This is a genomic window from uncultured Clostridium sp. (assembly GCF_963527835.1).
GTDB lineage: Bacteria > Bacillota > Clostridia > Clostridiales > Clostridiaceae > Clostridium.
In genome coordinates this window covers 52,261-76,331 of sequence record NZ_CAURTC010000008.1, presented here as the reverse complement: position 1 = coordinate 76,331, position 24,071 = coordinate 52,261, and the positions used below count along the sequence as shown (strand labels likewise).

Below are 24,071 nucleotides of genomic sequence, written 5' to 3'. Positions count from 1 at the left end.
TCTTAACGAATTGAAAAACCATTAGTAAGTGAGCAACGTCTTCTTCTAGCAAAATGTCTTGCAGTAGTAGTTCCTTCACCAGTTGCAGTTGCAATAGTAAAACTTGTATCACCTTCTCCATTAGCACCAATTCCTACCAATGAAGCTCCATTTTTAACAAATACTGAAGTTTGCATCATTTTAGCTGCAATATTTAGTCTTTCAATAGATTGAGAGTGTATTGTTGCGGTATGTTTAAAACCTTGTTCAATTTCAATTGCTATTTCTAAAGCTGATTCAAAATTATCTACTTTTATTAAGGGTACAAGTGGCATAAGCATTTCAACAGTTGCAAATGGATGCTGTTTCAATGTTTCTACTACAATAAGTTTAATATCTTTATTGCATTCAATCCCTGCTGCATTTAAAATTTCATTTGCACTCTTTCCTTCAAAACTTTTATTTAAATTCATATCACTAGTAACAGTAGTGCTTGTAAGTTTAATCATTTGTTCAGTATTATTTACATAATAAACTTGATTTTTTAAAAACTCTTCTACTAATTCATCTGCGATACTTGAAACTACTACTATACATTTTTCTGATATACACATAAGATTATTATCAAAAGAAGCACTTTTAACTATATCTCTTGCTGTCTTTTTTATATCTGCACTTTCATCTACTATAGTTACTGGATTCGCTGGTCCTGCACCAATAACTTTTTTTCCAGATGACATAGCTTCTTTCAAAATTTCATTACCACCTGTTACAACTATCATTGATATATCAGGATGAGTCATAATTTCCTTAGTGCATGACATAGAGCTTTCACTTAATGTAACAACCAAATTATCAATTCCACATTTTTCTCTTATAGCAATATTTATTATTTCAGTGATATATTTTGTTACCCTAATTGCCCTTGGATGTGGGCAATGTACTATTGCATTTCCAGCTGCTAACATGCCTATTGTGTTACTAATTAATGTAGCACATGGATTTGTGCAAGGATGAATAGCACATATAACTCCATAAGATGATAATTCATATAATGTCATTCCATTATCACCTGTTTTTACTTCAGTAATTAAATCTTCTATTCCAGGTGTTTTGGTAATTGCTAATATAAGTTTTTCAACTTTATCATTTACATTTCCCATACCTGTTTCATCAACTGTCATCTTAGCAATTTCTTTTACCTTTAACAAAAGTCTAGATTTAATTTCATCAATTATCTCTTGTCGTTCATTTAAAGTTAATTTAATATATCTATTGTAGGCTCCTGATGCAAGTAAAACAGCATCATTTACAGATGAAAAAATACCACTTTTTATTTGTGTTCTATTATAAAAATTATAATTTTTCTCCATAATCAACCTCCTTTCTTAGTTATATAATTAATCTTACATTCCTTTAAACATCTATTGTGTCTATTATTCCAATTATAGCCATATCAATAGCTGCTTTTTGTTTTTTTTCTTCAACACGTACAGCTGAACCTTTACATAATAAAACAAATTCTCCTATTCCTGCTCCAACATAATCTGCTGCAACTTCTTCATGACCAATAAATTCACCCTGAGCATTTATTTTTTTTATTATCATTAATTTATAACCAGTTAATGAATCATCCTTTTTAGTTGCTACAATATTTCCAATAACCTTAGCCATATACATATTAATCAGATTCCTTTCATTATTAGCAATTTTTAAATAGTATTCTATTTTTTAGGATGTTCGTTCTTTTTTCTTCCATTCTTCTTAGCTTTTTTCTCTTCTATTTTAATGTCTTTTAATTGATCTGCTGCGTCTTCTAATTTTTCTTGTTTTATATGATTTTCTTCAACTTCTATTTCTATACTTTCTTTTTCAACCTGAAGTTTATATTCTAAATTTTCTGTTTTCACTTCTTTTTTTACTTCTGATTTACATTCTAACTTTTCTATATCTTTATTTATTTCAGATGAATTTTCATCACAATTTTCTAAATCATTTTCTTTATTAATAATTTGTTTTTCATTTAATTTATCATTATCTTTTTTCTTTTTAGGTTGACAAAAAGCAACTTCGATATCTTTAGAAGGCCTTGGAATAACTTTAGATGACACTAACCCATTGTTTTCTAATGCTATTTGTTTTCCACTTGTAACCGCTGCAGTTACTGCTCCGATATTTCCAGCAATTTTTACTGTCATATATCCAGAACCCTTTGTATTTTCAAGTTCAAGTATATGCACATTTGCAGTTTTAACCATAGCATCTGCTACTAATATTGCTGTTGACAATCCTATTATTTCAACTAAGCCTAATGCTTCATTCATCTTGTCACCTCACTTAAAATTTATTTTTAATTAATAAATTGTTTAATATAAAATTCTCTTATAACTTATATAACTATAATGATTTTTTAGATTTTCATAAAATGCAAAATTGCATTTTATGAAAATCTATTACATTCTAATAATTGAAATATTTAAATTACGCGCTTTATCTTTAGCCATTTCAGTTATGATATCTCCCTTATTTAGAACTATTTTTTTATTTAATATATAATTTTCTATTTCTTTTTCTGTAATTATTTTTTTGCTGTACTCTTTGTTTAAAGATGAATCATAATAAGTGTTTTTATAATCTACTAACTCAAAATCAGATTTCTCTTCAATTCGCTCCTCAATATCTTCACTTATTTCAATATCAAATTCTAACAAAGTTCTATAGTAATCTAACATTTTTTTCACATAATTCTTTGGTTCTTTTCCTGTGAATTTTCGCAATCCAGATTGTAAAAAAATTATTTGTTGTCCTTTTTCCATGCTTTCAAAAATCCATTTTGTTTCAAAAGTATCCTCAATACATAATGCAGTTTTTACTATTAAAGATCTTGGTACTACAGGAAATACAGTAATATATTCTGTTAAATCATAATTTTTCAAATCATTTTCGTAAATTATATTTCTACATACATTAAACTTCTTTAAATTATTTAAATAAAATTCACTCTTTATATTAGATGGTATAACAATATGAACGTCATATTTATTTTCCTTATCTAATCTTTCAAAGAAATTCCAATATAAACTATTCCACTCATCTGTACAGATAACAAACAGCTTTTTTTTATCAATAGGTGTATTTTGAATAGAGCTTTCGGATTTAAATAATTCTATGGCTTTTATAATTAATTCTCTTAATCTTTCTTCACTTATCTCCATATTGTGTCACCTCTGCTCTAAAATACAGTTATTAAAAATTCTTCATATATTCGTGTTTTCATATAAAATTTTAATTACTCAATTTTAGGAAGAATTTTTTCAGTATCTGTATGAGGTCTTGGAATAACATGAATAGAAATTACTTCTCCAACTAGATTAGCAGAAGCAGCCCCTGCATCTGTTGCAGCTTTTACAGCTCCAACATCACCACGTACCATAACTGTTACTAATCCTGAACCTATCTTTTCATATCCTATTAAGTTTACATTTGCTGCTTTAACCATAGCATCTGCTGCTTCAATTGCAGCGACCAATCCTTTAGTTTCAACCATTCCTAATGCATCTGAATTCATAATAATACCTCCTTAAATTTTATATAAACAAATATTTCTTTTAAAATTAATTTTTATAATATTAAATATAAGGTGTAGTTGTTGATTTAGGTTCATCACCTAAAGCACCTAGTAATTTTTTACCAACATCAATTGATGCTCTAACAGCTTGTCTTACTGCACCAGAGTCACCACTAAAAGTTAATATAACTTCATTTGAATAGCTAGTCCCTTTACTAGGAGAGCTATATCCAACAACATCAACATTAGCAGATTTTACAGCAACATCAGCTAAAACTGATCCAATAGCCGCTGGTCCTGCACAAACCATTCCAAATGCTTTACCAAGAGGTGTTCCAAAAGCTTTTTCTAAACAATAACTTGCTCTAGCTGTATATTGGAATTCTAAATGGCCTGCATCATTTCCATAAACATCACCAAAATATTTATCTAAACTTGAAAGTGCAATTTCTACAGCACGCCTAGCATCTGAAACATCATCTGCTCCTATATAAATTAAACTACCATGACCGGCTCCACCTTTTGTATCTCTAGGTAATTCTACTGAGATTACTTCAGTGTTTGTAGCCTTAACAGCATCATCTACTGCCATAATTTGTGGACCTGCACCTGTTCTACCACCAATAATACCAATAGAACGATATTTTCCTAAATTCATAATTTCAGTAAGCATGGGATCTACACTTGCTATAACAAGCCCAATTGTATCTCCTATTGCAGTACCTACATATTCAGTCACTCCAATACTAACTTCTTTTTTATCGATTTCTTTAGAATCGTTATTTTGATTTGTTACAGGTAATCCTAGTTCATTAGAAACCTGCTTCATTACTTTTTCGATTAATTGTTGGTCCATTCCAATTCCTCCATTCTATATTTAATTTTTATCCACCAATAATACATTTTAAATTTTGACTTTCAACTACATATTTAAGATTTTCAATTTCCTCTTTATCAAGTGATTTAAATTCTTTCATAAAATAATCTTTGCCAAGAAGTTCATATTTATTTTCACCATAAGTATGATATGGCAATAAATGTATTGTATCAATGTTATTAAGTGAATTTACAAATTTACAAATTTCTAAAATATCCTCTTCTCTTGAGTTAAACTGTGGTATTACAGGAACTCTTACTACTGCTTTTGTTATTTTAGAAATTTCATGTGCATTTTCAAGGATAATTTTATTTGAAACACCTGTATACTTTTCATGAACATTAGAATTTATAGTTTTAATATCCATAAGAGCTAAATCAATGTATGGAAATACTTTTTCTATAACTTCTGAATTTGCATATCCTGTAGTTTCAATAGCAGTATGCCATCCCTGACCTTTACACGCTTTAAGTATTTCTTTTGCAAAATCTGATTGAACTAATGGTTCACCACCTGATAATGTGATTCCACCATCTGATCTTCTATAATTAGTAGCATCTTTTTTTAATTCTTTAATTACTTGTTCTACAGTCATTTTTTTACCTTTTAATGTTAAAGCACTAGTTGGACATACATTTGCACATTCGCCACAAGCAGTACAAATATCTCGATTAATGAACCATTTATTATTAGGACTAATTGCACCATTTGGGCAAGCTAAAATGCATCTTCCACAATGAATACAATTCATTGATTGATACATTATTGATGATTTTAGTTTTTGCGATTCTGGATTACTACACCATTTACATGATAGAGGACATCCTTTTAGAAAAACTATTGTACGAATTCCAGGTCCATCATGTATAGAAAATCTTTGTATATCAAATACTGATCCTTCCATACTATAATTAATTGTATCCATTAGGCACAACTCCTTATTTTAAAGTCATAATTTTTAATTATTTTACAAATTATATTGATTGTTCTGTACGATCTATAATGTTATCTTGTACTTCTTTAGCAAGAACAACGAATTGTGCACTATAACCTGCAACACGTACTACAAGATTTTTATATTTTTCTGGTTCTCTTTGTGCAGCAAGTAATGTTTCCTTATCTATTACATTAAATTGAACATGCATTCCTTTATGATCAAAGTAACTTCTTATTACTGATGCAAAATTTTTCAAACCATTATCTCCTGCAACTGTAGATGGTAAAAACTTTTGATTATAAAGAGTACCATTTGATGCTATAAAGTGATCTAATTTAGCAACTGAATTTGCTGCTGCTGTTGGACCATTAGTATCTTTACCAGCTCTTGGAGATACACCATCAGCAAGTGGAGTTTTTGCAAGTCTTCCATCTGGTAGTGCAGCTACATCTTTACCAAATAAAACGTTTGCAGAAACTGGATATACCCCTGCTTGGAATTGACCTCCACGTGGATTAGTATACTTTTCAACTTCAAGACAATATATTTGTGCACATTTACGTGCTACCATATCTACTTCATCAATATCATTTCCAAAAGATGGTGTATTATCAAGAAGTCTTCTTATGCCTTCAAAATCTCCTGAAATATTATTAGCAGTTGTTGTTGTATTAAGTTGTGATACTATCTTATTTTGAATATCAGCAAGATCTATAGATCCTGAATTAGCTAAAATTTTCTTAACTGCTTCATAAATTTGCATTTCAGTTGTGTCTGCACTCGGATTTGCACATACTGTGTTATTTCCATCTATTGCATGTCCAAAATTAGACTTTAATGCTTCTTTTAATTGCTCCATAGTAATTGTTTTATCTTCAAATACATGTTTTTGTATAGCATATACTGAATCTCCTGTGTCCGCAACGCCAAACGCTTGTGGGCCAGTAAAGTTATAAATTGCTCCACCTTCTTGTACTGATTTTCCTCTTCCAATACAATCATCCACTAAAGCTGATAAGAAAGGAAGCGGTGCTCTTTCTGCATGAGCATAATCAACACAGTTATCTGCTTCAACAAGGTAACGAACAAAGTATTCCATTTGTTTTGTAAATGCACAATAAAAATCATCTAAATTATTAAAAGTTGTCATATCTCCTGTAGCAGGTCCTAATTGTTTATCTCCAACTTTACCATTATTTAATGTAATTTCTAATATTTTAGCTACATTAAAGAATGCAGCATCATGCCAACCTTCTGTCTTATGTGGACATTGAGGTTCAACACATCCAATAATACAATAATTACGTGCGTCTCTAAGAGTAAGTCCTCTATTAAGTAGTGCTGGTATAATAACTTCATCATTATACATAGCAGGAACCCCTAAACCTAATCTTGTAACTTCACAAGCTCTTAATAAGAATTCATCTGGAGTATCTTGCCATACACGAATAGAAAATGATGGTGCTGGTAATTGTACATGTGCTGTTGCTTCCATACACATATAAGATAAATCATTAGTTGCATCAAGTCCTTCTTCAGTTTGACCTCCAACACAAAGATTTTGGAATACAGCATAACCTGCAAAAGCTTGTGCTGAAACTTCATCACGTGTTTTATTAATATCATTAAGTTTAATCCAAATACAATCTATTAATTCTTGAGCAAATTCTTTTGATATTGTGTTATCGTTTTCAAGATGTGGATACATATATTGATCAAAACGTCCTGGTGAAATAGAGTGACCACTTGATTCTATTTGAAGCATAATTTGTACAAACCAAAATGCTTGACAAGCTTCATAAAAATTAGTCGCGCCATTTTCTGGAACTTTATCACAGTTAACTGCTATTTGTAATAATTCTGCCTTTCTTGTAGGGTTTATCTCAATGGCTGCCATTTCTCTGGCTTTTTCTGCATATCTATGTGCAAAGTTAATAGCTGCACTATACGAAATAATTATTGCATTATAAAATTGTTGTTTCTTTATATAATCAGGATCTTTTTTATCCATTTTGTTCATTGCTTCAACAACATCAGCAATAATTCCTTTAAAACCTTTTTCTAATACTTTTCCATAATCAACACAAACATGGCCAACTCCACCATAAAAATAATTACCTACTGTAAACACACCATTAGCTATGCAATCTTTAGTTTCTTGTGACATATAAGAATCAGCAAGATCACTTGTAGTTTTTCCTTCCCAATACTTAAATGCTTCACTTAATTCCATAGCAGTTTCCTTTGGTATTTTGAATGGATCTGCCATTCTTGTTCCCATTGTGTCAAATTCTTTAGCTACCCAATCATACGAAAATTCTGGACATATTTCAGTAGAACGTGGATTTTTAGTAATTGCACCAACTATTAATTCATCTTCACGAATAGTAATAGGTAAATTATTAAATATCTTTTCTACCGCCTTAGCACGTCTTAATATAGGAGATAATCCTTCTGTTTCTTTATATGATTCTGTTACAAGTACAGCTCTTTCAGATTCCACATATGGAACTGCATTGAAAATCATATTTTTTAGCCTTTCAATTCTTTCAGTTGGTTTTGAAAATCCTTTAGATATCATATTAATTCCCTCCCTAATAAATTCAAAAAATTGTTTTTGTAAATTGATTTAACCTCATTATATATTAGGGAACCTGAATCTCTATAACAATATTCAGACTCAAACATTGTAAATTTAAAACTATGTTTTTACTTCATATAATAGTCTTTATTTATATCTGTATTTTTACCTTTAATATTCTTAGCTTTTATTCTTCTATGTAAAATGCAGACCTTTTCATAGTAAGATTGAGATCTTTTCTATTTTTTATACTACAAAGTCATTATTATAATTAAATTTAATGGTAACATAGCTACAAATATTAATAATGATACTATCCTAACTAAAAACATTTAAGTTTAAGTATTAGTTTGAATTTTACAAATATACACTTGTAATTTACATGTTTTGAACAAATTTAAAATGTATAATATCTTTATACTAGATTTTTATTACTTTATAATACTTTCTTTTATTGGAGTGATTTAAAATGATTAATGATGATTTAGCTAAAAAAATAACAACAAAATTAATTAATTCTTTAAATGATAATAAGCTTAAATTAAGAACAGCAAAAGATATAATAGATAAATGTGAAAAGAAAGCCGATGAAATAAATATTCCTGTAGTTATAACAGTCGTAGATGATGGTGGAAATATGATAGCACAGCATAAAATGGATGACGCAATTTTAATAAGTCTTTCTGCTTCTTTTAATAAAGCTTACACTGCAATTGCTTTAAAAATGCCAACAGAAAAACTCTATAATCTTGTACAACCTGGTAAACCATTTTATGGATTAGAAAATATAATTCCAGGTAAACTTTGTGTCTTTGGAGGAGGTATACCTATTACTAAAAATGGAAACTATATCGGTGCTGTTGGCGTTAGTGGTGGTACTTCTGATCAAGATATAATAATAGCAAAAGCCTCACTAGAATAGTGTTTATACACTCCCCTCAATAAGCGCTATATAAATATATACAAACAAATAAGGGAATTGTTATAAAATTCTATAACAATTCCCTTATTATTTTTATACTTTATTTTAGTAAAGTGTTCCTGTATACATAAGTAAACCCTGATAAAATAATTGCATAGATTAACACATATTTGAAACAGAACCTGTTTTAAAAATTGGCTATGTTTTAGCAGAGTGTTGATATATGTATATGCAAAATGGACGGAGTAATTGAACTTAGGAATACTAAAATGACTATAGTCCCATTTTAGCTTGCTCCCAATATAAAATTGAGACAAGCAGTAAATGTTACAATACTCATTGAGAATTCTCAAAGTCCAATTACAATGCCACTTTACCTATTGCATATATCAACACATATTTAAAACAGAGCCTAAAAATTTAAATTCTTTATATACTTTCCAAGTTCCTTCATCCCAATTATATATTGTAATATTATCAAACAAACATTCAAATTCACAGGGATACTGATTTACATATTCCCATACCTTTGTATAAATAGATCTTATTCTTTTCGATGCTAAAGTTACATGAAATGTTTTATCTTTGCCATCACTTTTGTCAAATTCAATATATGGAACTAAGCTCATTTTTTCTATTATTTTATCATGAACTCTTTTACCTTCATCAGACATCTCTACATTCATATACACTACTCTATCACCAAAATGATCATAACCGCTTATTTTAAAAGGTGTTATCTTTTCTTTTTGAGTTACTTCTTCAAGAACATTAATTAATTCTGTAATATCTCCATCATATTCAAAAGGAGCCTTAATAGTAAAATGAGCTGGTAACTTAGACGACTTTGCCTTTAAATTCTTAAAAAGCTCTTTCCTTAAATTATTATTAAAATCTCCTGCTTCCCCTTTTACTGCACATACTACTACATACCTCATAAAACTTCTCCTTTTCTTTGTTATTTACTTATTATTATCTCTATTTCTGTTATTTTAATTATATATCTTATAAAATTAATATTTTCTTACTTTCTAACCACACAATTGACATTTAACCCAATAAAATATAAACTTGTAAAATAAAAGTTGATATATAGGAGATTAGTAATGTCTAAATCAATATCGAAAAATGCCATATTTAATTCAATTTTAAATTTATTTAATATAATTCTTCCAATAATGATATTCCAAATGATTTCAAGTACTATTGGTGAAGAATTATATGGTTTTATTGGATCTAGTGATTCATTAACTTCTTATTTTTTAATTTTTGCAAGTTTTGGTGTATATACTTATGGAGTAAGGGAAATAAGTAGAGTTCGTGATAATAAAATTAAACTTAAACAAACCTTTCCCAGTTTGTTTGTTTTGACAACAATAACAAATATTTTAGCTGTTTCAATATATATGTTATTTACAGTTGTTAACTATAGAAATGAAGCTTATTTTTATACCTATGTACTTATGGGATTAAATTTATCATTTAATATTTTTTATGTAGAATGGGTAAATCAAGCTTTAGAAAATTACGGATTCATTGCTACAAAAACTGTGATTATAAGAATTATTAGTTGCATTTTAACTTTACTTCTTATAAAGCATAAAGAAGATTATTTGCTTTATTTATATCTACTTATAGGAAGTAACTTCTTAAATAATATTATAAGTTTCATATATATAAAAAAAGAAATACCTTTTGATTTTTCTAATATGCATTTTATGAGACATATAAAGCCTATGATTTATGCTGTAATACTTTCAAATGTAGGTGTTTTATACACACAACTAGATAAATTTATGGTAAAAGGAAATCTTGGGACAACAGATGTAGGTTATTATTATACAGCTCAAAGAATTATGAATTTAGTTAACACATTAATGCTTACGCTAGTTACCGTTTCAATGCCAAGATTATCAAATTATTTAGGAAATGATTCAAAAAATGAGTATTTAATATTATTAAAAAGAATAGTTACGATTTATTTCTTGTTTTTATTTCCAGCATCAATTGGACTTGCATGTTTATCAAAAGAAATTATATTAGTATTTGGAAAAGGCATCTACCTACAAGCAATTCCGGTACTTGCTGTATTCTCTATGTATATGCTAAGTTTAGGAATTCAAAACATTATATCAAATCAAATTTTATATCTTTATAAAAAAGAAAAGATTGATTCTGTGTTAATACTCTTAGGTGGAATCTTTAATTTTTTCTTAAACGTGTTACTAGTTTTTATAGGAAAGTTTACAATATTAACAGCTATAATTACCACATTAATAGCAAATTTGTTAGTAATAATATTACAATATGGTGTTGTAAAGAAAATGCTTAAACTTGATATTAATTTATTTGCTTTTGAAAATATAAAATATCTTTTCTATTCAATATCGTTTATTCCAATAACTATTATTTTAAAGCACTATATATTTAGTCCTATCATTTTATGTCTAACAGATATTGTGTTATGTAGTCTTACTTATTTAGTAATTCTTCTTATTACAAAAGATAAAGTTTTATACGATATTTCTACTAAATTACTATGTAAATTTAAGATATTAAAAAGACCCATCTAATATATAAATACTTTATTTAACTAATTGAATCAGCTCTATACATTTTATTTCCGTTTTTTAATATCATAAAAGAATTTACTGATTCTTCATCACTATTGTTTGCATCATAATATCCACTATATTTAATTCTTGTTCCCATGATATCAGATTCCAATTCATCTAAATTTAAATTAAATTCAGATATTTTAGTGAATAATTTTTCTTGGGTTATTTTTTTATATGATTCTGAAAAATCTACGTAAGACTCTATTCCAACATTAACTTTATAATGCGGGAATGCAATATCTACTCTAAGGTCTCCTTTCTCTGCAAATTCATCATCACGATTTTTCTCTTCTAAATGTAGCAAAAATGACTTATCATCTAAATGCTCAAACCATTTACTATCACTATTATCATAACTATTGGCAAAACTTACTTCACTTATAAAATTATCTAACTTTTCCTTATCAAAAGGCTTATCACTTTCTACCTTTACAACCACACTTAAATTATGCTTTGTCCCAATAGCACTATCTAAAGTTATTTTAATTCCATTTTGCTCAACACTTTTATTTATTTTAACTGAATAATCTTTATAAGTGTCACAAAATGTATTTTCTAGATTCATTTCAGCTGTATTTACATTATCATCTGCAAAAACTTTAGCTTGCCCTACTCCTAAGCTTGTCATAAATACCATAACACCAAGTATTGCTCCTAAAATTCTACTTATTTTTCTATTTATCATTAAACTCTCCCCTTTAAAAATTCAACTTTAAATTTTAATCATTAAATCAAAATAATTTATAAGTTATTAATTAGAGCTTCATTAAAGTCCTATAATAAACTCAATTTAATTTTTTTATTTCTAACTTAAAACATTATTATTTAGATAATTCTACTTCATTTCCTATTTCATATTTATCTATTTTACTTATATTAGAATCAATATTTATATTCATAATTTTATCTTTTGGTACATTACTAAACTCAACAATATATCCAAGTGAATCATTTGAATCTTTATAAAAACTCATATGAGTTGAACTATCATACATATCTTTAACATCGAATATATTATCATCAAGTTCTTGATACATATCAATATTATTCACCATCAAAAGTGTTTCTTTTTCTAAATTACATTTGCAATACACTTTTACTACATCATCATTACGCTCTATATTATATATTTCGCCTTTACTTCCATCAGAAAATTCAAATGATTTTAAATATCTAACATTATCTTTTATTTCTTTAAGCTTATCCATTTTTTCATAAATTTCAACTCTACCTTCTGATTTATATATCTCATCCATTTCATCTTGCGTCATATAACAAATTAAAGGTATAATACTTATATTTTTAGCATCCTTGATTTTATCATAAGTTGCTCCTTCTGAAATATAGGTTCCATTAACTAAATCATCACCAAAAGAATGGCCACCTATTTGATTTAATGTATACATTCTTTCTCCAGCCTTTAAAACCATGATAGAATACGAGCATTCTGCTGGATTATTATTTATATCATCAAATTCTTTATATGGAGCAGTATAAAAAATTTTTGTACCCATTACACTTGATACAAGTTTATTTAATGTAAAATCAAACTCTGGAATTTTAGCATTTATGTCTTTTTCTATTGTATTTTTAAATGATTCAGAAAAATCTACATAAGCATCTATACCAGCATTAACTTTGTATTGTGGCATAATTAAATCTATTCTTAATTCACCCTTTTCTAACATTTCATCTTCATATGTGCTTTGATCAATATATATTAAAATTGTATTCTCATCTAAATGCATCGTTGCTTGACTACTTCTATTTATATCAATCTCTCCATAAGTTACTTCAGCTGTTATTCTCTCCATTTTTTCAATATCAAATGGCTTTTCACTTTTTATTTTAATTGATAATTTTAAATCATGTTTTGTTGCAATAGCTTTCTCTAAAGTTACTTTTACACCATTTTGTTCAACACTCTTATTAATATTAATAAAATAATCCTTGTCTTTTTCAGAAATTGCATTTTCGTAAATTTCTGAAGCCTTATTTACATTATCATCTGCTAAAATCTTAACTTGTCCTACACCTAAGCTTGTCGCAAATACCATAATTCCAAGAACTGGACCTAGCATTCTACTAATCTTTTTATTTAGCATTAAAATTCCCCCTCAATTTTTACTTATTTTTACTTTATAATAATATTTTACCATCAATTGTGTTTTTATGCACATTTGATATAATTCACACACCTTAAACACAACTGATTCTAACATGCATTTTATACTTAAAAATTGTTTTATGATATAATCTATTTAATAATTAATTTAAGGAGAGATTATTTTGTTTAATTCATTTGGTCTTTTATTTAACTTAGTACCTTTATTTATTTTTTGTATGATTATTTTTATTGTTTTTAATGGAATTAAAGAATGGAGTAAGAATAATAAATCTCCACTTCTTACCGTTGATGCAAAAGTAGTGACCAAAAGATGTCATGTAAATCATCATGCTAATGGTGCTGCTAATAATATCAGCTCTTCTTCTAGTTCTACTTACTACGTTACTTTTGAAGTAGATAGTGGTGACAGGATAGAATTCCATGTTGATGGTTCAGAATATGGAATTCTTGTAGAGGGTGATATTGGTAAATTAACTTTTCAGGGGACAAGATATAAGAACTTTGAAAGAAACTTTTAAAATATAATATGAATATTAATTCTTACAAAATACAATTTTAATATCTGCCGAGAAAATAACTTTAGTTCTAAATTAAATAAACACCATAAAAAGTAGTCTTATTTTAAACTACTTTTTATGGTGTAACTCAACATTTTAAATCTAACAGCCCTAAGGTTTAACTCTAAAAAACTAAACTGTTACTTAGATAGTTCAACTTCTTTTCCTATCTTAAATTTATCTATTTGATTTATAACAGGTTTAATATTTAAATTTATCATCCTATCTTTCTCCACATTATTAAATTCTACAACATATCCTAAATCCTCATTAGAATCTTTATAAAAGCTCATGTTTTTCCTATTATTATACATATCGCTAAATATAATCTCATCCTCGTTAAAATCATAATTCATAAACATATTGCTTGCCATTAATAAACTTTCTTTTTCTGAATCTCCTTTGCAATATACTTTTACTGTATTATCTTTTCTTTCTATATTATATATCTCTCCCTTAGTTCCATCAGAAAATTCAAATAATTTTAAATATCTAACATTATTAAGCGTTTCTTTATTAGAATTTAATTTTTCATTATTCTTTATTTCATCTTCATTATACATTTTGTTTATTTCATCTCTAGACATATAACAAACTATTGGTATTAAACTTAATTTTTGGTTATCTTTAACTTTATCATAAGTTACTGATTTGCTTTCATATGTTTCTATAATATTTTCATGATTTGAAGAATGACTGCCTGATTTATCTGTTTCATACATCCTATCTCCAGCTTTTAATATCATTAAAGAATATTGAGATTCTACAGGATCTTTTCGTCTTTCATCAAAGTCTTGCCATGGTATAGTACACTCAAGTCTTGTTCCCATAACATTAGACTCCAATTTATTTAATGTAAAATTGAATTCAGGTATTTTAGAAGATGATTTCATTTCTAATGTATTTTTAAATGCTTCTGAAAAATCTACATAAGTATCTATTCCTACATTAATTTTATAATTAGGCATTACTAAATCTACTCTTAATTCTCCCTTTTCAGGAAACTCTTCATCATCAATTTCTTTTTCTATAGTTACTAATAGGGTTTTATCGTTTATATAATCCTCTGATGAGCCGCCGCCCCAGCAATCACTTTTTCCAAATGTAACTTCTGATATTATATTATTATAATTTTCTGTATCAAAAGGCTTGTCACTTTCAATTTTAACTACTACTTCTAAATTATGTTTTGTTCCAATCACCTTATCTAAAGTTACTTTTACACCATTTTGTTCAACACTTTTATTTATATTAATCGAATAATCTTTCTCCTTATCACAGCTTGTATTTTCGCAAGTTGCTGAAGCCTCACTTACATTATCATCTGCTAATGCTTTTACTTGTCCTATTCCTGTACTTGTCATAAATACCATAACACCAAGAACTGGCCCTAATATTTTACTTAATTTCTTATTTATCATTAAACTCTCTCTCTTTAAAATATTTAATTAATCTATCTTGCCACTATACATTCTACCATTTATAGTGATTTTTTACAAATAGTTACCATTTAGACTATTAATTATTTAAATATCCCCAGTTATTTTTACTTATCAAGCATAATATATACCCTTAAATATCAGTATATATTTTCATTAATTGCTTTATGCTATAATAAAGATATATATAATAAAATCTAATTGGAGTGATAATATATGGATAGAGTTAAATTATCTGATTGTACATTAAATTTAAATAATCTAAAAAACATTATATGTATTGGTACTTTTGGAAGTTATAATGAAGATTGTTTTGATAAAAACAGAAGTGATATAGATATTATGATTCTACCTATTAAAGAACTAGAATGGGAAGACGAACTGGAAATTGAAGATTATTTAATGCCTATTTTACAAAGTCATTTTCAACATGATAATATTCATCTAACATTTATAAATGGTTTTGTTTATCCATTTGGTGAACTACTTATAAATAATAATGATAAGATAATTATTTTAGAAGAAAAATATTTAGATTACGTTCTTGGATACTCTACTTTTAAAAGAGATAGGGAGTACTTGAAAATAATAAGCGAAGAAAATTTAAAATATTTAAAGGAGTATAGAAATGGTTTATTATAAATACAAAAAAGAAAAGTTAGAAGAAAAATTTTCTGAAAGTAAAGTTTCTTTAATTAGAATACGAGAGTGTTTAGAAAGAAGTCCAAATAGTGAAGATGAAATAATTGATGAAGCTATGATATCTTATTTCAATTCTTTTTGTGAATTTATAATTGATATGTGCGAAACTTATTTAGTTTCAACTTATAATTTCATACCCAATAAATCTGGACCAGATATAATCCAATTATCTAGCGACTTTGGTTTTATATCTAAAGAAGATTCAAAAAGACTTCAGGGAATTGTTAAATTAAGAAATAGATATATACATGATTATTATCAAAGAAAATTATCAAGAGATAGAATTTTAAATATCTGTAGAAAAGAAATGAAAACTTTAGATATGTTTCTCGAAATATCTGCTGAGAAAATAACTTTAGTTCTAAAATAAAAAAATATTACTGGAATTCACAATTTCCAGTAATATTTTAATAATTAATTTACAAACTGCACAAAAATATCTATAGCATTATCGAAAGATATACCATCTATTACAGAATCTATCTTTTCAATAGCTTTTTCTATGGCCTTGGTTCTTTCTTCTTCTGTTGTTCCTGTTCCATCTACTAATAGTTCTTCAAATTTTTCAATCCCCATAAATTTCATTATACTTTCTATATAATGAACACCTTTATCCATCACCATCTTTAATAATACATTCATTTTTGCTCCAGATGATTGTATATATACAGCACCTCTTGGTTTATCATTTAATAACCCCTCTGGTTTTTCTCCATCTTTTATATCAACTGTTTTTCCATCCATAACTATGCAATCAATGTATTCTTTTAATGGAGCTGGAAAAGACATACTCCACATTGGTGCAGCAATTACATATACATCTGCATCTTTAAATTGATCTGTTAGTTTAATTATTTTATTGACTTCTTCTTGCTGTTTTTTATCTAGCTTATTAAATGCTTCTTTATTTACTAGACAGCTTCTCTTTTCAAAATATTCATACTCAAGTCTTGGTATATGACACTTATATAAATCTAGCTCCTTCATTTCAAAGTCATCATGTCTCTCTAAAAATCTATTTACAAAAGCCCTTCCTACAGTTTTACTTGCAGACAACTCCTCAGGCTTTGAGTTTACAGTTATATAAAGTAATTTTTTCATAAGAACACTCCTTGCATTTACCTATTTATTTTATTATTTGCAATTTAGTGTACTTAATACATTTAATTCTTTAATAAATTTGGCTCTGTTTTAAGTATGTATTTAGTTAAAATTGCTTGTCATCTAATCATTATTTCTACTTATCTTACTTAATATTTAAATATACATTTTGAGAATTTATCTATAATAAAAAATGGACTCTTCTGAACTAATATGGAATTTAGTAATAATAAGAAAATAATAAATCCAAATTCTATTAAAATATAAGATATATATTCAGTAGGCTTAGCTACAAATGGAAACAAATTAAATATTGACTGCTTCTTGGGATTAATAATCCAATATAACCAATATACAATGGAAAATCCATACCCTATATATGAGTTAGAAAAAATATTTGCTATAGTCATAGATAATGTTCCCAAAAGTAAGGTACTAAATAATGAAATAATTAAAAATTGTAAATGTGTAATAGGCTCATTTAAAGATGGCTCACCATTAAAGTACATTTTAATATAAAAAATTTCATTTGCTAATAAAATAAAGACAGCAAGCAAAATTCCAATTATAAAATATCTAAACCAAAAGGTCTTTTTTAAATTGCTATTTGAAACATATAATACTTCTGTCATATCATTCTGCTTATCAATTAACATAATATCTGTTATAAGTATAATACCTATCAGTGGGATATATATCTCACAAATATTTGTAAAATCATAATAAGTAGGAGTATACATTGATATAGACATAAGAATAATAAATAGAAGGCAACAAAGCCATTTAAGTGGTGAAAATAAGAGTTTTAAATTATAATGAATTAAAGATCTCATAAGGTTACAGCCCTCCTTGGATTATTTCTTGAATATTTATAAAGTATACAAGAAATAATAATTAAAATAACTGATAACACTAAATACAATCCTCGATTTAATAAAATAAAATTATTATATGGAATTATATTATCTAAACGAATGACACATTTATAAAGTGAATTTACTCGGTTTTGACCTAAAAAAGCACCTTGAGTTGCATTAAAGATAACATAAAAAATATACAATGGAAATACAGCAATAGATTTCTTTAGAAATAATACTAAGAACATTATAAGAGAGCTTAGAAATAATATAGTTGGAGCAATAAAAGTCATATAATCTTTAAAGAAGAATTCATAATTAATTTGCCATCCAGCAGTTTGAAATCTATGGATAATATAAAAGTTCATAGCTAAACCCAATATATACACTATTGATAAAACTGGTAAAAGACATCCAATATATCTACATAAAATATAACGAATCGCAGATATTGGCTGGATAGATATAATCTCATTCATATTATATCCTACATCTTTAGTAAACAATAATATGAATAAAGGAAGAATAAGCATTGCACATATTAATTGCATATATGTTACATACTTTTCAAAAAAAACAGTACTGTATCCTTTTCCGTCTAAAATGATTTTCATGTTCTGATTAATCTCATCAATTGTTCCTACCTTATGCCCAAATTGAGCCTTACAGGCATCTAACCAAGAGATTAAATCTAGATTTTCTTTTGATAAAATTTTATATGCTTGATCAAAATTTAAATTTTCTTGTTCCATTTTAGTAATTAAATTTTTAATTACATTTGCATCCTCTTTTTTCATTTGGTCCTGAGATATAGTTCTATTTAAATAATCTATGGTATTAATCCTTAATTCTTCCGGAGATGCATTAACATACAAATAATCATCTTCACCATGTTCCTTAAGGTAAGTAATATCTTGATTATTCTTAACTGGATAATGAAAAATTTCTCCCATTTGAATTATAGCAAAAATAATAAATATTGCAGTTATAGTTATAAAACTTATACTTGTAATTTGTTTTTTCATTTCAAATAACGTTAATTTTAAGCTTTGCATACTATATCCCTTCCTTTACAGTCATATATACATAAGCTTCTTCAAGAGAAACATTTGCTGGCCTGCTATTATTCAAATGTGAACCTTCATTTATAACTTTAGCAATAATTCCTTGTTCTTCATGTTTATAAGATAAAACATTATGCTTATTTTTAAAATTATTAAACTCTTCTATGCTAGAAAATGAACATTCCCACAAAGTTCCAGAAGCTGACTTAAGCAAACTGCTTAAATCCCCATTAAATATTAACTTGCCTTCATTTAAAATAGCAAGTTTGTTGCAAGTATTCTCAATATCCTCCACAATATGAGTTGAGAACAAAACTGTGTTATCTTGACTATACTCATTTAGTAGATTCCTTATTTTTATTCTTTCTTCCGGATCTACACCAGCAGTTGGTTCATCAACTATCAAAATTTTAGGTTCATTTAACATTGCCTGTGCTAGACCTACTCGTCTTTTCATCCCACCAGATAGCTCTTTATATTTTTTCTTTCTATCATTGTACATACCTACATTTTTTAGAGTTTTTTCTATCTTCTCCTTCACTGAAGATTTGTCTATATTTGATAATATAGATATATAATTCATTATCTCTAATACAGTAAAATCCTTATAAAATCCAAACTCTTGTGGAAGATATCCTATATTCTTTTTGATTTCTGCATAATTTTTTGCTTTAGCTTCTGATCCTAAAATATTAACCTGTCCTTTTGTTGGTTCCATCAATGTTGTTATTATTCTCATTAATGTTGTTTTACCAGATCCATTTTTCCCTAGTAAACCAAAAATTCCCTTGTCAATGCTTAAATCTATATTGTGTAGAGCAATAGTATTTTTATTGAATTTCTTTTCTAAATCTTTTATTTCAATAATCATAGCAATCCTCCTATTTGTATTAAGTGTACTATTTTATATAGTACACTTAAATTATAATAAACTATAGCTTATAAAAACATTAGTTATTTCTTAAAAATATCTTAACATATATTCACAGTCTTGTGTTTCAATGACATTTCATTCGATTTTTCGTATGTTGCAATACTCAAATCGAATGATTATCTTTATAAGAAATCTTTTAAGATAAAAAATGATGTTAGCTTTACTCGTTTAGTTTCCATCGAAGATTATTGTATGCTATTGCACTTATTTCAATAAAAATTAATTGTACTAATATTTAAACTTATATAACTATTAGTGTTTTAAAATAGTTTATTTAATTTTTTTATAATGGTAATTTAATAATTACTTTTGCTCCACCCATTTCCTTTGAATTTTCTAATATAAGATTTCCACCATGTTTTTTTATAATATTTCTAGTGATATATAAACCCATACCATAATGGTTTTTAGAATTTCTACTTTTATCACCTTGATAAAACTGTTCTGTTGCTGAATCTAATTCTTCCTTAGTAAAACCTCTTCCGCTATCTTCAATTGAAAAACTTATATGCTCCTCACTCGAGTAAACACTAAATAAAATTTCACCTTTTACAGAACAATAATCAATTGCATTAGTAATAATGTTTGTGATTGCACGTTTTAAAGACACCCTATCAACATTAATTATTTCTATATTTGTTTTAACTTCATCTATAAATTTAATTTGCTTATTTTTTGTTAATAAAATTCCTTGCTCTATTATTTCATCTACAAATGTTTTTAAATTTACATTTTCTTTTTTAAGAATCATTTCTTTTTCTGATTTCATAATTTCTATTAAAGATTTTATATAATACTCTATATTATTGATTTCACTTAATATATTTTTATTAAATATAATTTGATCAGAGTTTAAATTAAGTTCATTTAAAAGTTCTGCATTTCCTTTAATAATTGTTAATGGAGTCTTTATATCATGTGCTAAAGCTGCTATCTGATCTTTTCGTGATTTTTCTAAATTCCACTGTTTATTAAGTGATACATTTAATTCTAATCTCATTTTGTCTAAAGCTAATAGTACTTCGTTAATTTCAGTTATACTTGATTCTTCTGTCTCAAAATTTAAATTCTCTACCTTTATGCTTTCAGTAATATTTTTTAAAATCTTCATTTCTTTAGCTACTCTTTTACTAAAACATTTAGATAATATTATTACTCCTAATATAAATGTTATAATAAATAAAATTACTGGACAACCTTCAGCACTTGGAAGATATTTACGTAAAATTGGATTGGAGAACTGAGCTGTTAATTTATATCCTATAGCACAAATTTCATTGCCTCTTGGTATTATCTTATAATAATTATTACCATAACTAGTTCTATCATCTTTAATCATTTTCCATATTCCTAGTGCATTTTCTTCTGATACATTACCACTATTCATTTTTCCATTTAAATCATAGATTACATAATTACATTCCTTAGGTATAAATTCTGTTACTTTGTCTACTGTTGCAATCTCATCTCTATGTTTTTCTATCATTTGCTCATAATAATTAGCTGGTAAAATAATTCCACTTCTAAGACCTACAAAAAATAAAAATGAAATAATTAGAATTTGCAGGATTGTAATTATGCAAAACATAGCTATATACATGGCAAATATCTTAGCTATACTTTTTTGTTTCTTTAATCTTTCCACTTGTAGCCAATCCCCCAAACTGTTTCTATTGTGTTTATATCTATTTTCTTAAGCTTACTTCTTATATTTTTAATATGCTCTACAATAGCTGTTGTATCACTATGACCATCAAAGCCAAAAACACTTTCATAAATTTGCTCTTTTGAAAATACTTGCCCATGATTTAATGCTAAATATTCACATATATTATATTCACTTTTAGTAAATGAAACTAATTCTTCATCATGATATACTTCTTTTGCATTTATATAAAATTTAAGTTCAGAAATATAAAAGGCATTTTGTTTTTCTCTACGTTCTCTTCTTAAATGTGCACTTACTCTAGCTCTTAGTTCACTTATTCCAAAAGGTTTTGTTATATAATCATCCCCACCAAAACTAAGTCCCTTAACTATATCTTCCTCCATAGTCTTTGCTGTCAAAAATAGAATAGGGCAATCTACTAAATTCCTGATTTTATTGCATAAAGTAAAGCCATCAATTTCTGGCATCATTACATCCAGAAGTATTAAATCATATTTAGTGTATTGATTATATGATATTTCGTTAGCATTAAAAACAATAGTTACTATATGTCCTTCTTTTTCTAATGCAACTTTTATAATGTTTAATATTCCCACTTCATCATCTATAGCTAAAATATGAGCCAACTTTATTCTCCTCCAAATTTTTTATATTTCTTCAAAAGATAATTTAATTAAAACAGTATATTCGCTATCTTTTAAAAGATCATTTAGGTCATTTAAATCAACTGGTACTCCTAAAGGGATATCCATACTAATTCCATCTCCTAAATTAGCATAATAAATGTATATATCTGTTCCAATTGCTAAATTTGCATTATTCATAAAAAAAGCCTTTGAATACTTACTCAAATCTTCTTCTAAATTATAGCTTCCAATAGCATAAGCTCCTTCTTTGCCCCAAATAAATCTTATTTCATTATTTTGAATATTTAATCCCATTTTTTTATTCTCGCTTTTTCCACTATGTTCATCTTGCGTAAAACCTGTAATAACTTCTTCTTTTATTTTTTCTGTATTTTTATAAACTTCATAAATTAATGAAATATGATATTTTATATCACCAGGTATATTATTTAATTTGTACATTAATATTCTATTTTCCGTAAGATTTAACAAACATTCTTCTTTTTCTGATAATGGCTCATATACTAATTTAATATTGTTCGTGATTTTTTGGCACCCTACAAGTGTTGTAAATGATATCAAAGTTAATAACACTAAAACTAACCTCTTCACAGTAATCCCCTTCAAATATTAATCATTTTCTTATTAATATATGTTTATTATACTGAAATAAGAGATAACTTAAAATATTATAATAATCTCCAAAAAGGTTATTTTAAATTTTAACATTGTTTAAAACAGGATCTTTATATTTTAAACATACTTTGTCCCTTCATAAAATTTAAACCAGACTCCAAAAAGTACTCCTAATAAAATTGTTATTGCAATACTATTTTGAGTTCCAACGTAAATACTTGCAAATTCATTAGATTTAGATCCTAAATTCAGCCAATTCATAGTAAAATAATCTGAAAATCTTACTCCCCATGAACATGGTATCCATTGCCACAAGCCATCGCCAAGGCCTGTAAGCATCAATGCTGAAGTTAAACTTTCAAATATACCAATCCCAATAGATCCGCCATTTCCTAATATGAAACTTATCCATAAATGAAATAAATAAAGAAAAATCTGACTTGCAAATATAATTAATGTTTGGTAAATATAAAAATTTAAAGGCAATAAGTTTTGCTTTAAAACATATTGAAATCCAATAAAGAAAATTCCTATTGCTAATATAGTAGATAAAAATCCTGTACAAAGCAATATAAGTACTTTACTTATGAGACATTTTCCTTTTCCATATTCAGTTCCTAAAATTTCTTTAAATCCTCCAGCCATAGATTCTTGTTCTACTACCATTGAAGTTACAATACCTATTATCATAGGATATGCTAATGCTATAGCTTCTAAATATCCTTGTACCTTGCCTGTACTACTCAATGATGAAAAAGAAAAATACCATAAGAATAGAAATGCTCCTATAAGTGGCACACAAATGTGAATCCAGTAAAATGAGGTACGTTTTAACTTGATAAAATCTGCTTTCATTAAACGAAAAATTGCATTCAT

At 27.0% G+C, this 24,071-nt stretch carries 25 protein-coding genes; 6 read left to right on the top strand and 19 right to left on the bottom strand.

Annotated features, from left to right (window positions below; translation table 11 throughout):
- Positions 1-2 precede the first annotated feature (2 nt).
- The 8 genes from RYM86_RS06535 to RYM86_RS06500 form a co-directional block, all read right to left on the bottom strand.
- Complete coding sequence (locus RYM86_RS06535; protein WP_315078874.1) at positions 3-1,352, bottom strand: aldehyde dehydrogenase EutE; 1,350 nt, start codon at positions 1,350-1,352, stop codon at positions 3-5.
- Positions 1,353-1,395: 43 nt separating this feature from the next.
- Complete coding sequence (locus tag RYM86_RS06530) at positions 1,396-1,653, bottom strand: EutN/CcmL family microcompartment protein (RefSeq protein WP_399547372.1); 258 nt, start codon at positions 1,651-1,653, stop codon at positions 1,396-1,398.
- A 50-nt stretch (positions 1,654-1,703) separates the two neighbouring features.
- The gene (locus tag RYM86_RS06525; RefSeq protein WP_315078870.1) at positions 1,704-2,303 is read right to left on the bottom strand and encodes a BMC domain-containing protein; all 600 of its coding nucleotides are present in this window, start codon (positions 2,301-2,303) and stop codon (positions 1,704-1,706) included.
- Between the two features lie 129 nt (positions 2,304-2,432).
- Positions 2,433-3,194 carry a hypothetical protein gene (locus RYM86_RS06520; RefSeq protein ID WP_315078868.1) on the bottom strand — a complete coding sequence of 254 codons (762 nt, stop codon included), beginning with the start codon at positions 3,192-3,194 and terminating at the stop codon, positions 2,433-2,435.
- Between the two features lie 74 nt (positions 3,195-3,268).
- Positions 3,269-3,547 (bottom strand): propanediol utilization microcompartment protein PduA, encoded by a 279-nt coding sequence (gene pduA / locus RYM86_RS06515; RefSeq protein WP_315078866.1) that lies wholly within the window; start codon positions 3,545-3,547, stop codon positions 3,269-3,271.
- A 61-nt stretch (positions 3,548-3,608) separates the two neighbouring features.
- A complete protein-coding gene (pduB, locus tag RYM86_RS06510) occupies positions 3,609-4,403 on the bottom strand; it encodes a propanediol utilization microcompartment protein PduB (protein WP_315078864.1) in 795 nt (264 codons plus the stop codon).
- A gap of 28 nt (positions 4,404-4,431) precedes the next feature.
- Entirely contained in the window at positions 4,432-5,349 is a 918-nt protein-coding gene (locus RYM86_RS06505; RefSeq protein WP_315078863.1) for a glycyl-radical enzyme activating protein, read from the bottom strand.
- 49 nt (positions 5,350-5,398) lie between these two features.
- A complete protein-coding gene (locus tag RYM86_RS06500) occupies positions 5,399-7,942 on the bottom strand; it encodes a glycyl radical protein (protein ID WP_315078860.1) in 2,544 nt (847 codons plus the stop codon).
- A gap of 469 nt (positions 7,943-8,411) precedes the next feature.
- Between RYM86_RS06500 and RYM86_RS06495 the strand changes: the two genes are divergently transcribed.
- Complete coding sequence (locus RYM86_RS06495) at positions 8,412-8,864, top strand: heme-binding protein (protein ID WP_315078858.1); 453 nt, start codon at positions 8,412-8,414, stop codon at positions 8,862-8,864.
- 389 nt (positions 8,865-9,253) lie between these two features.
- Here the strand turns inward: RYM86_RS06495 and RYM86_RS06490 are convergent, their stop codons facing one another.
- Positions 9,254-9,802 (bottom strand): 2'-5' RNA ligase family protein, encoded by a 549-nt coding sequence (locus RYM86_RS06490; protein WP_315078855.1) that lies wholly within the window; start codon positions 9,800-9,802, stop codon positions 9,254-9,256.
- A gap of 168 nt (positions 9,803-9,970) precedes the next feature.
- Here RYM86_RS06490 and RYM86_RS06485 point away from each other — a divergent pair, with 168 nt between their 5' ends.
- Positions 9,971-11,437 carry an oligosaccharide flippase family protein gene (locus RYM86_RS06485; protein ID WP_315078853.1) on the top strand — a complete coding sequence of 489 codons (1,467 nt, stop codon included), beginning with the start codon at positions 9,971-9,973 and terminating at the stop codon, positions 11,435-11,437.
- Positions 11,438-11,453: 16 nt separating this feature from the next.
- Here RYM86_RS06485 and RYM86_RS06480 read toward each other — a convergent pair whose 3' ends face one another.
- Together RYM86_RS06480 and RYM86_RS06475 are read right to left on the bottom strand one after the other, a co-directional pair.
- Positions 11,454-12,167, bottom strand: a complete 714-nt coding sequence (locus tag RYM86_RS06480; RefSeq protein WP_315078851.1) for a DUF4179 domain-containing protein — start codon at positions 12,165-12,167, stop codon at positions 11,454-11,456.
- Positions 12,168-12,303: 136 nt separating this feature from the next.
- Positions 12,304-13,587, bottom strand: a complete 1,284-nt coding sequence (locus RYM86_RS06475; RefSeq protein ID WP_315078849.1) for a DUF4179 domain-containing protein — start codon at positions 13,585-13,587, stop codon at positions 12,304-12,306.
- 184 nt (positions 13,588-13,771) lie between these two features.
- Between RYM86_RS06475 and RYM86_RS06470 the strand changes: the two genes are divergently transcribed.
- A complete protein-coding gene (locus tag RYM86_RS06470; RefSeq protein WP_315078848.1) occupies positions 13,772-14,128 on the top strand; it encodes a DUF2500 domain-containing protein in 357 nt (118 codons plus the stop codon).
- 179 nt (positions 14,129-14,307) lie between these two features.
- Here the strand turns inward: RYM86_RS06470 and RYM86_RS06465 are convergent, their stop codons facing one another.
- A complete protein-coding gene (locus tag RYM86_RS06465) occupies positions 14,308-15,588 on the bottom strand; it encodes a DUF4179 domain-containing protein (protein ID WP_315078846.1) in 1,281 nt (426 codons plus the stop codon).
- Positions 15,589-15,822: 234 nt separating this feature from the next.
- Between RYM86_RS06465 and RYM86_RS06460 the strand changes: the two genes are divergently transcribed.
- A complete protein-coding gene (locus tag RYM86_RS06460) occupies positions 15,823-16,248 on the top strand; it encodes a nucleotidyltransferase domain-containing protein (protein ID WP_315078844.1) in 426 nt (141 codons plus the stop codon).
- Positions 16,235-16,678, top strand: a complete 444-nt coding sequence (locus tag RYM86_RS06455; RefSeq protein ID WP_315078842.1) for a HepT-like ribonuclease domain-containing protein — start codon at positions 16,235-16,237, stop codon at positions 16,676-16,678. The genes RYM86_RS06460 and RYM86_RS06455 overlap by 14 nt, the downstream gene beginning before the upstream one ends.
- Positions 16,679-16,722: 44 nt before the next feature.
- Here RYM86_RS06455 and RYM86_RS06450 read toward each other — a convergent pair whose 3' ends face one another.
- Entirely contained in the window at positions 16,723-17,409 is a 687-nt protein-coding gene (locus RYM86_RS06450; protein ID WP_315078841.1) for an NAD(P)H-dependent oxidoreductase, read from the bottom strand.
- 324 nt (positions 17,410-17,733) lie between these two features.
- Between RYM86_RS06450 and RYM86_RS06445 the strand changes: the two genes are divergently transcribed.
- Complete coding sequence (locus tag RYM86_RS06445; protein ID WP_315078840.1) at positions 17,734-17,928, top strand: hypothetical protein; 195 nt, start codon at positions 17,734-17,736, stop codon at positions 17,926-17,928.
- A gap of 310 nt (positions 17,929-18,238) precedes the next feature.
- Here RYM86_RS06445 and RYM86_RS06440 read toward each other — a convergent pair whose 3' ends face one another.
- From RYM86_RS06440 to RYM86_RS06415, 6 genes are all read right to left on the bottom strand, one after another.
- Positions 18,239-19,321 (bottom strand): hypothetical protein, encoded by a 1,083-nt coding sequence (locus RYM86_RS06440; protein WP_315078839.1) that lies wholly within the window; start codon positions 19,319-19,321, stop codon positions 18,239-18,241.
- Between the two features lies 1 nt (position 19,322).
- On the bottom strand, positions 19,323-20,201 hold the full coding sequence (locus RYM86_RS06435; protein WP_315078837.1) for an ABC transporter ATP-binding protein: 879 nt from the start codon (positions 20,199-20,201) through the stop codon (positions 19,323-19,325).
- A 346-nt stretch (positions 20,202-20,547) separates the two neighbouring features.
- Complete coding sequence (locus tag RYM86_RS06430; RefSeq protein ID WP_315078835.1) at positions 20,548-21,909, bottom strand: HAMP domain-containing sensor histidine kinase; 1,362 nt, start codon at positions 21,907-21,909, stop codon at positions 20,548-20,550.
- Positions 21,897-22,559, bottom strand: a complete 663-nt coding sequence (locus RYM86_RS06425) for a response regulator transcription factor (RefSeq protein WP_315078834.1) — start codon at positions 22,557-22,559, stop codon at positions 21,897-21,899. The genes RYM86_RS06430 and RYM86_RS06425 overlap by 13 nt, the downstream gene beginning before the upstream one ends.
- 21 nt (positions 22,560-22,580) lie before the next feature.
- The gene (locus RYM86_RS06420) at positions 22,581-23,171 is read right to left on the bottom strand and encodes a hypothetical protein (protein WP_315078832.1); all 591 of its coding nucleotides are present in this window, start codon (positions 23,169-23,171) and stop codon (positions 22,581-22,583) included.
- 141 nt (positions 23,172-23,312) lie between these two features.
- A complete protein-coding gene (locus RYM86_RS06415) occupies positions 23,313-24,071 on the bottom strand; it encodes a lantibiotic immunity ABC transporter MutG family permease subunit (RefSeq protein ID WP_315078830.1) in 759 nt (252 codons plus the stop codon).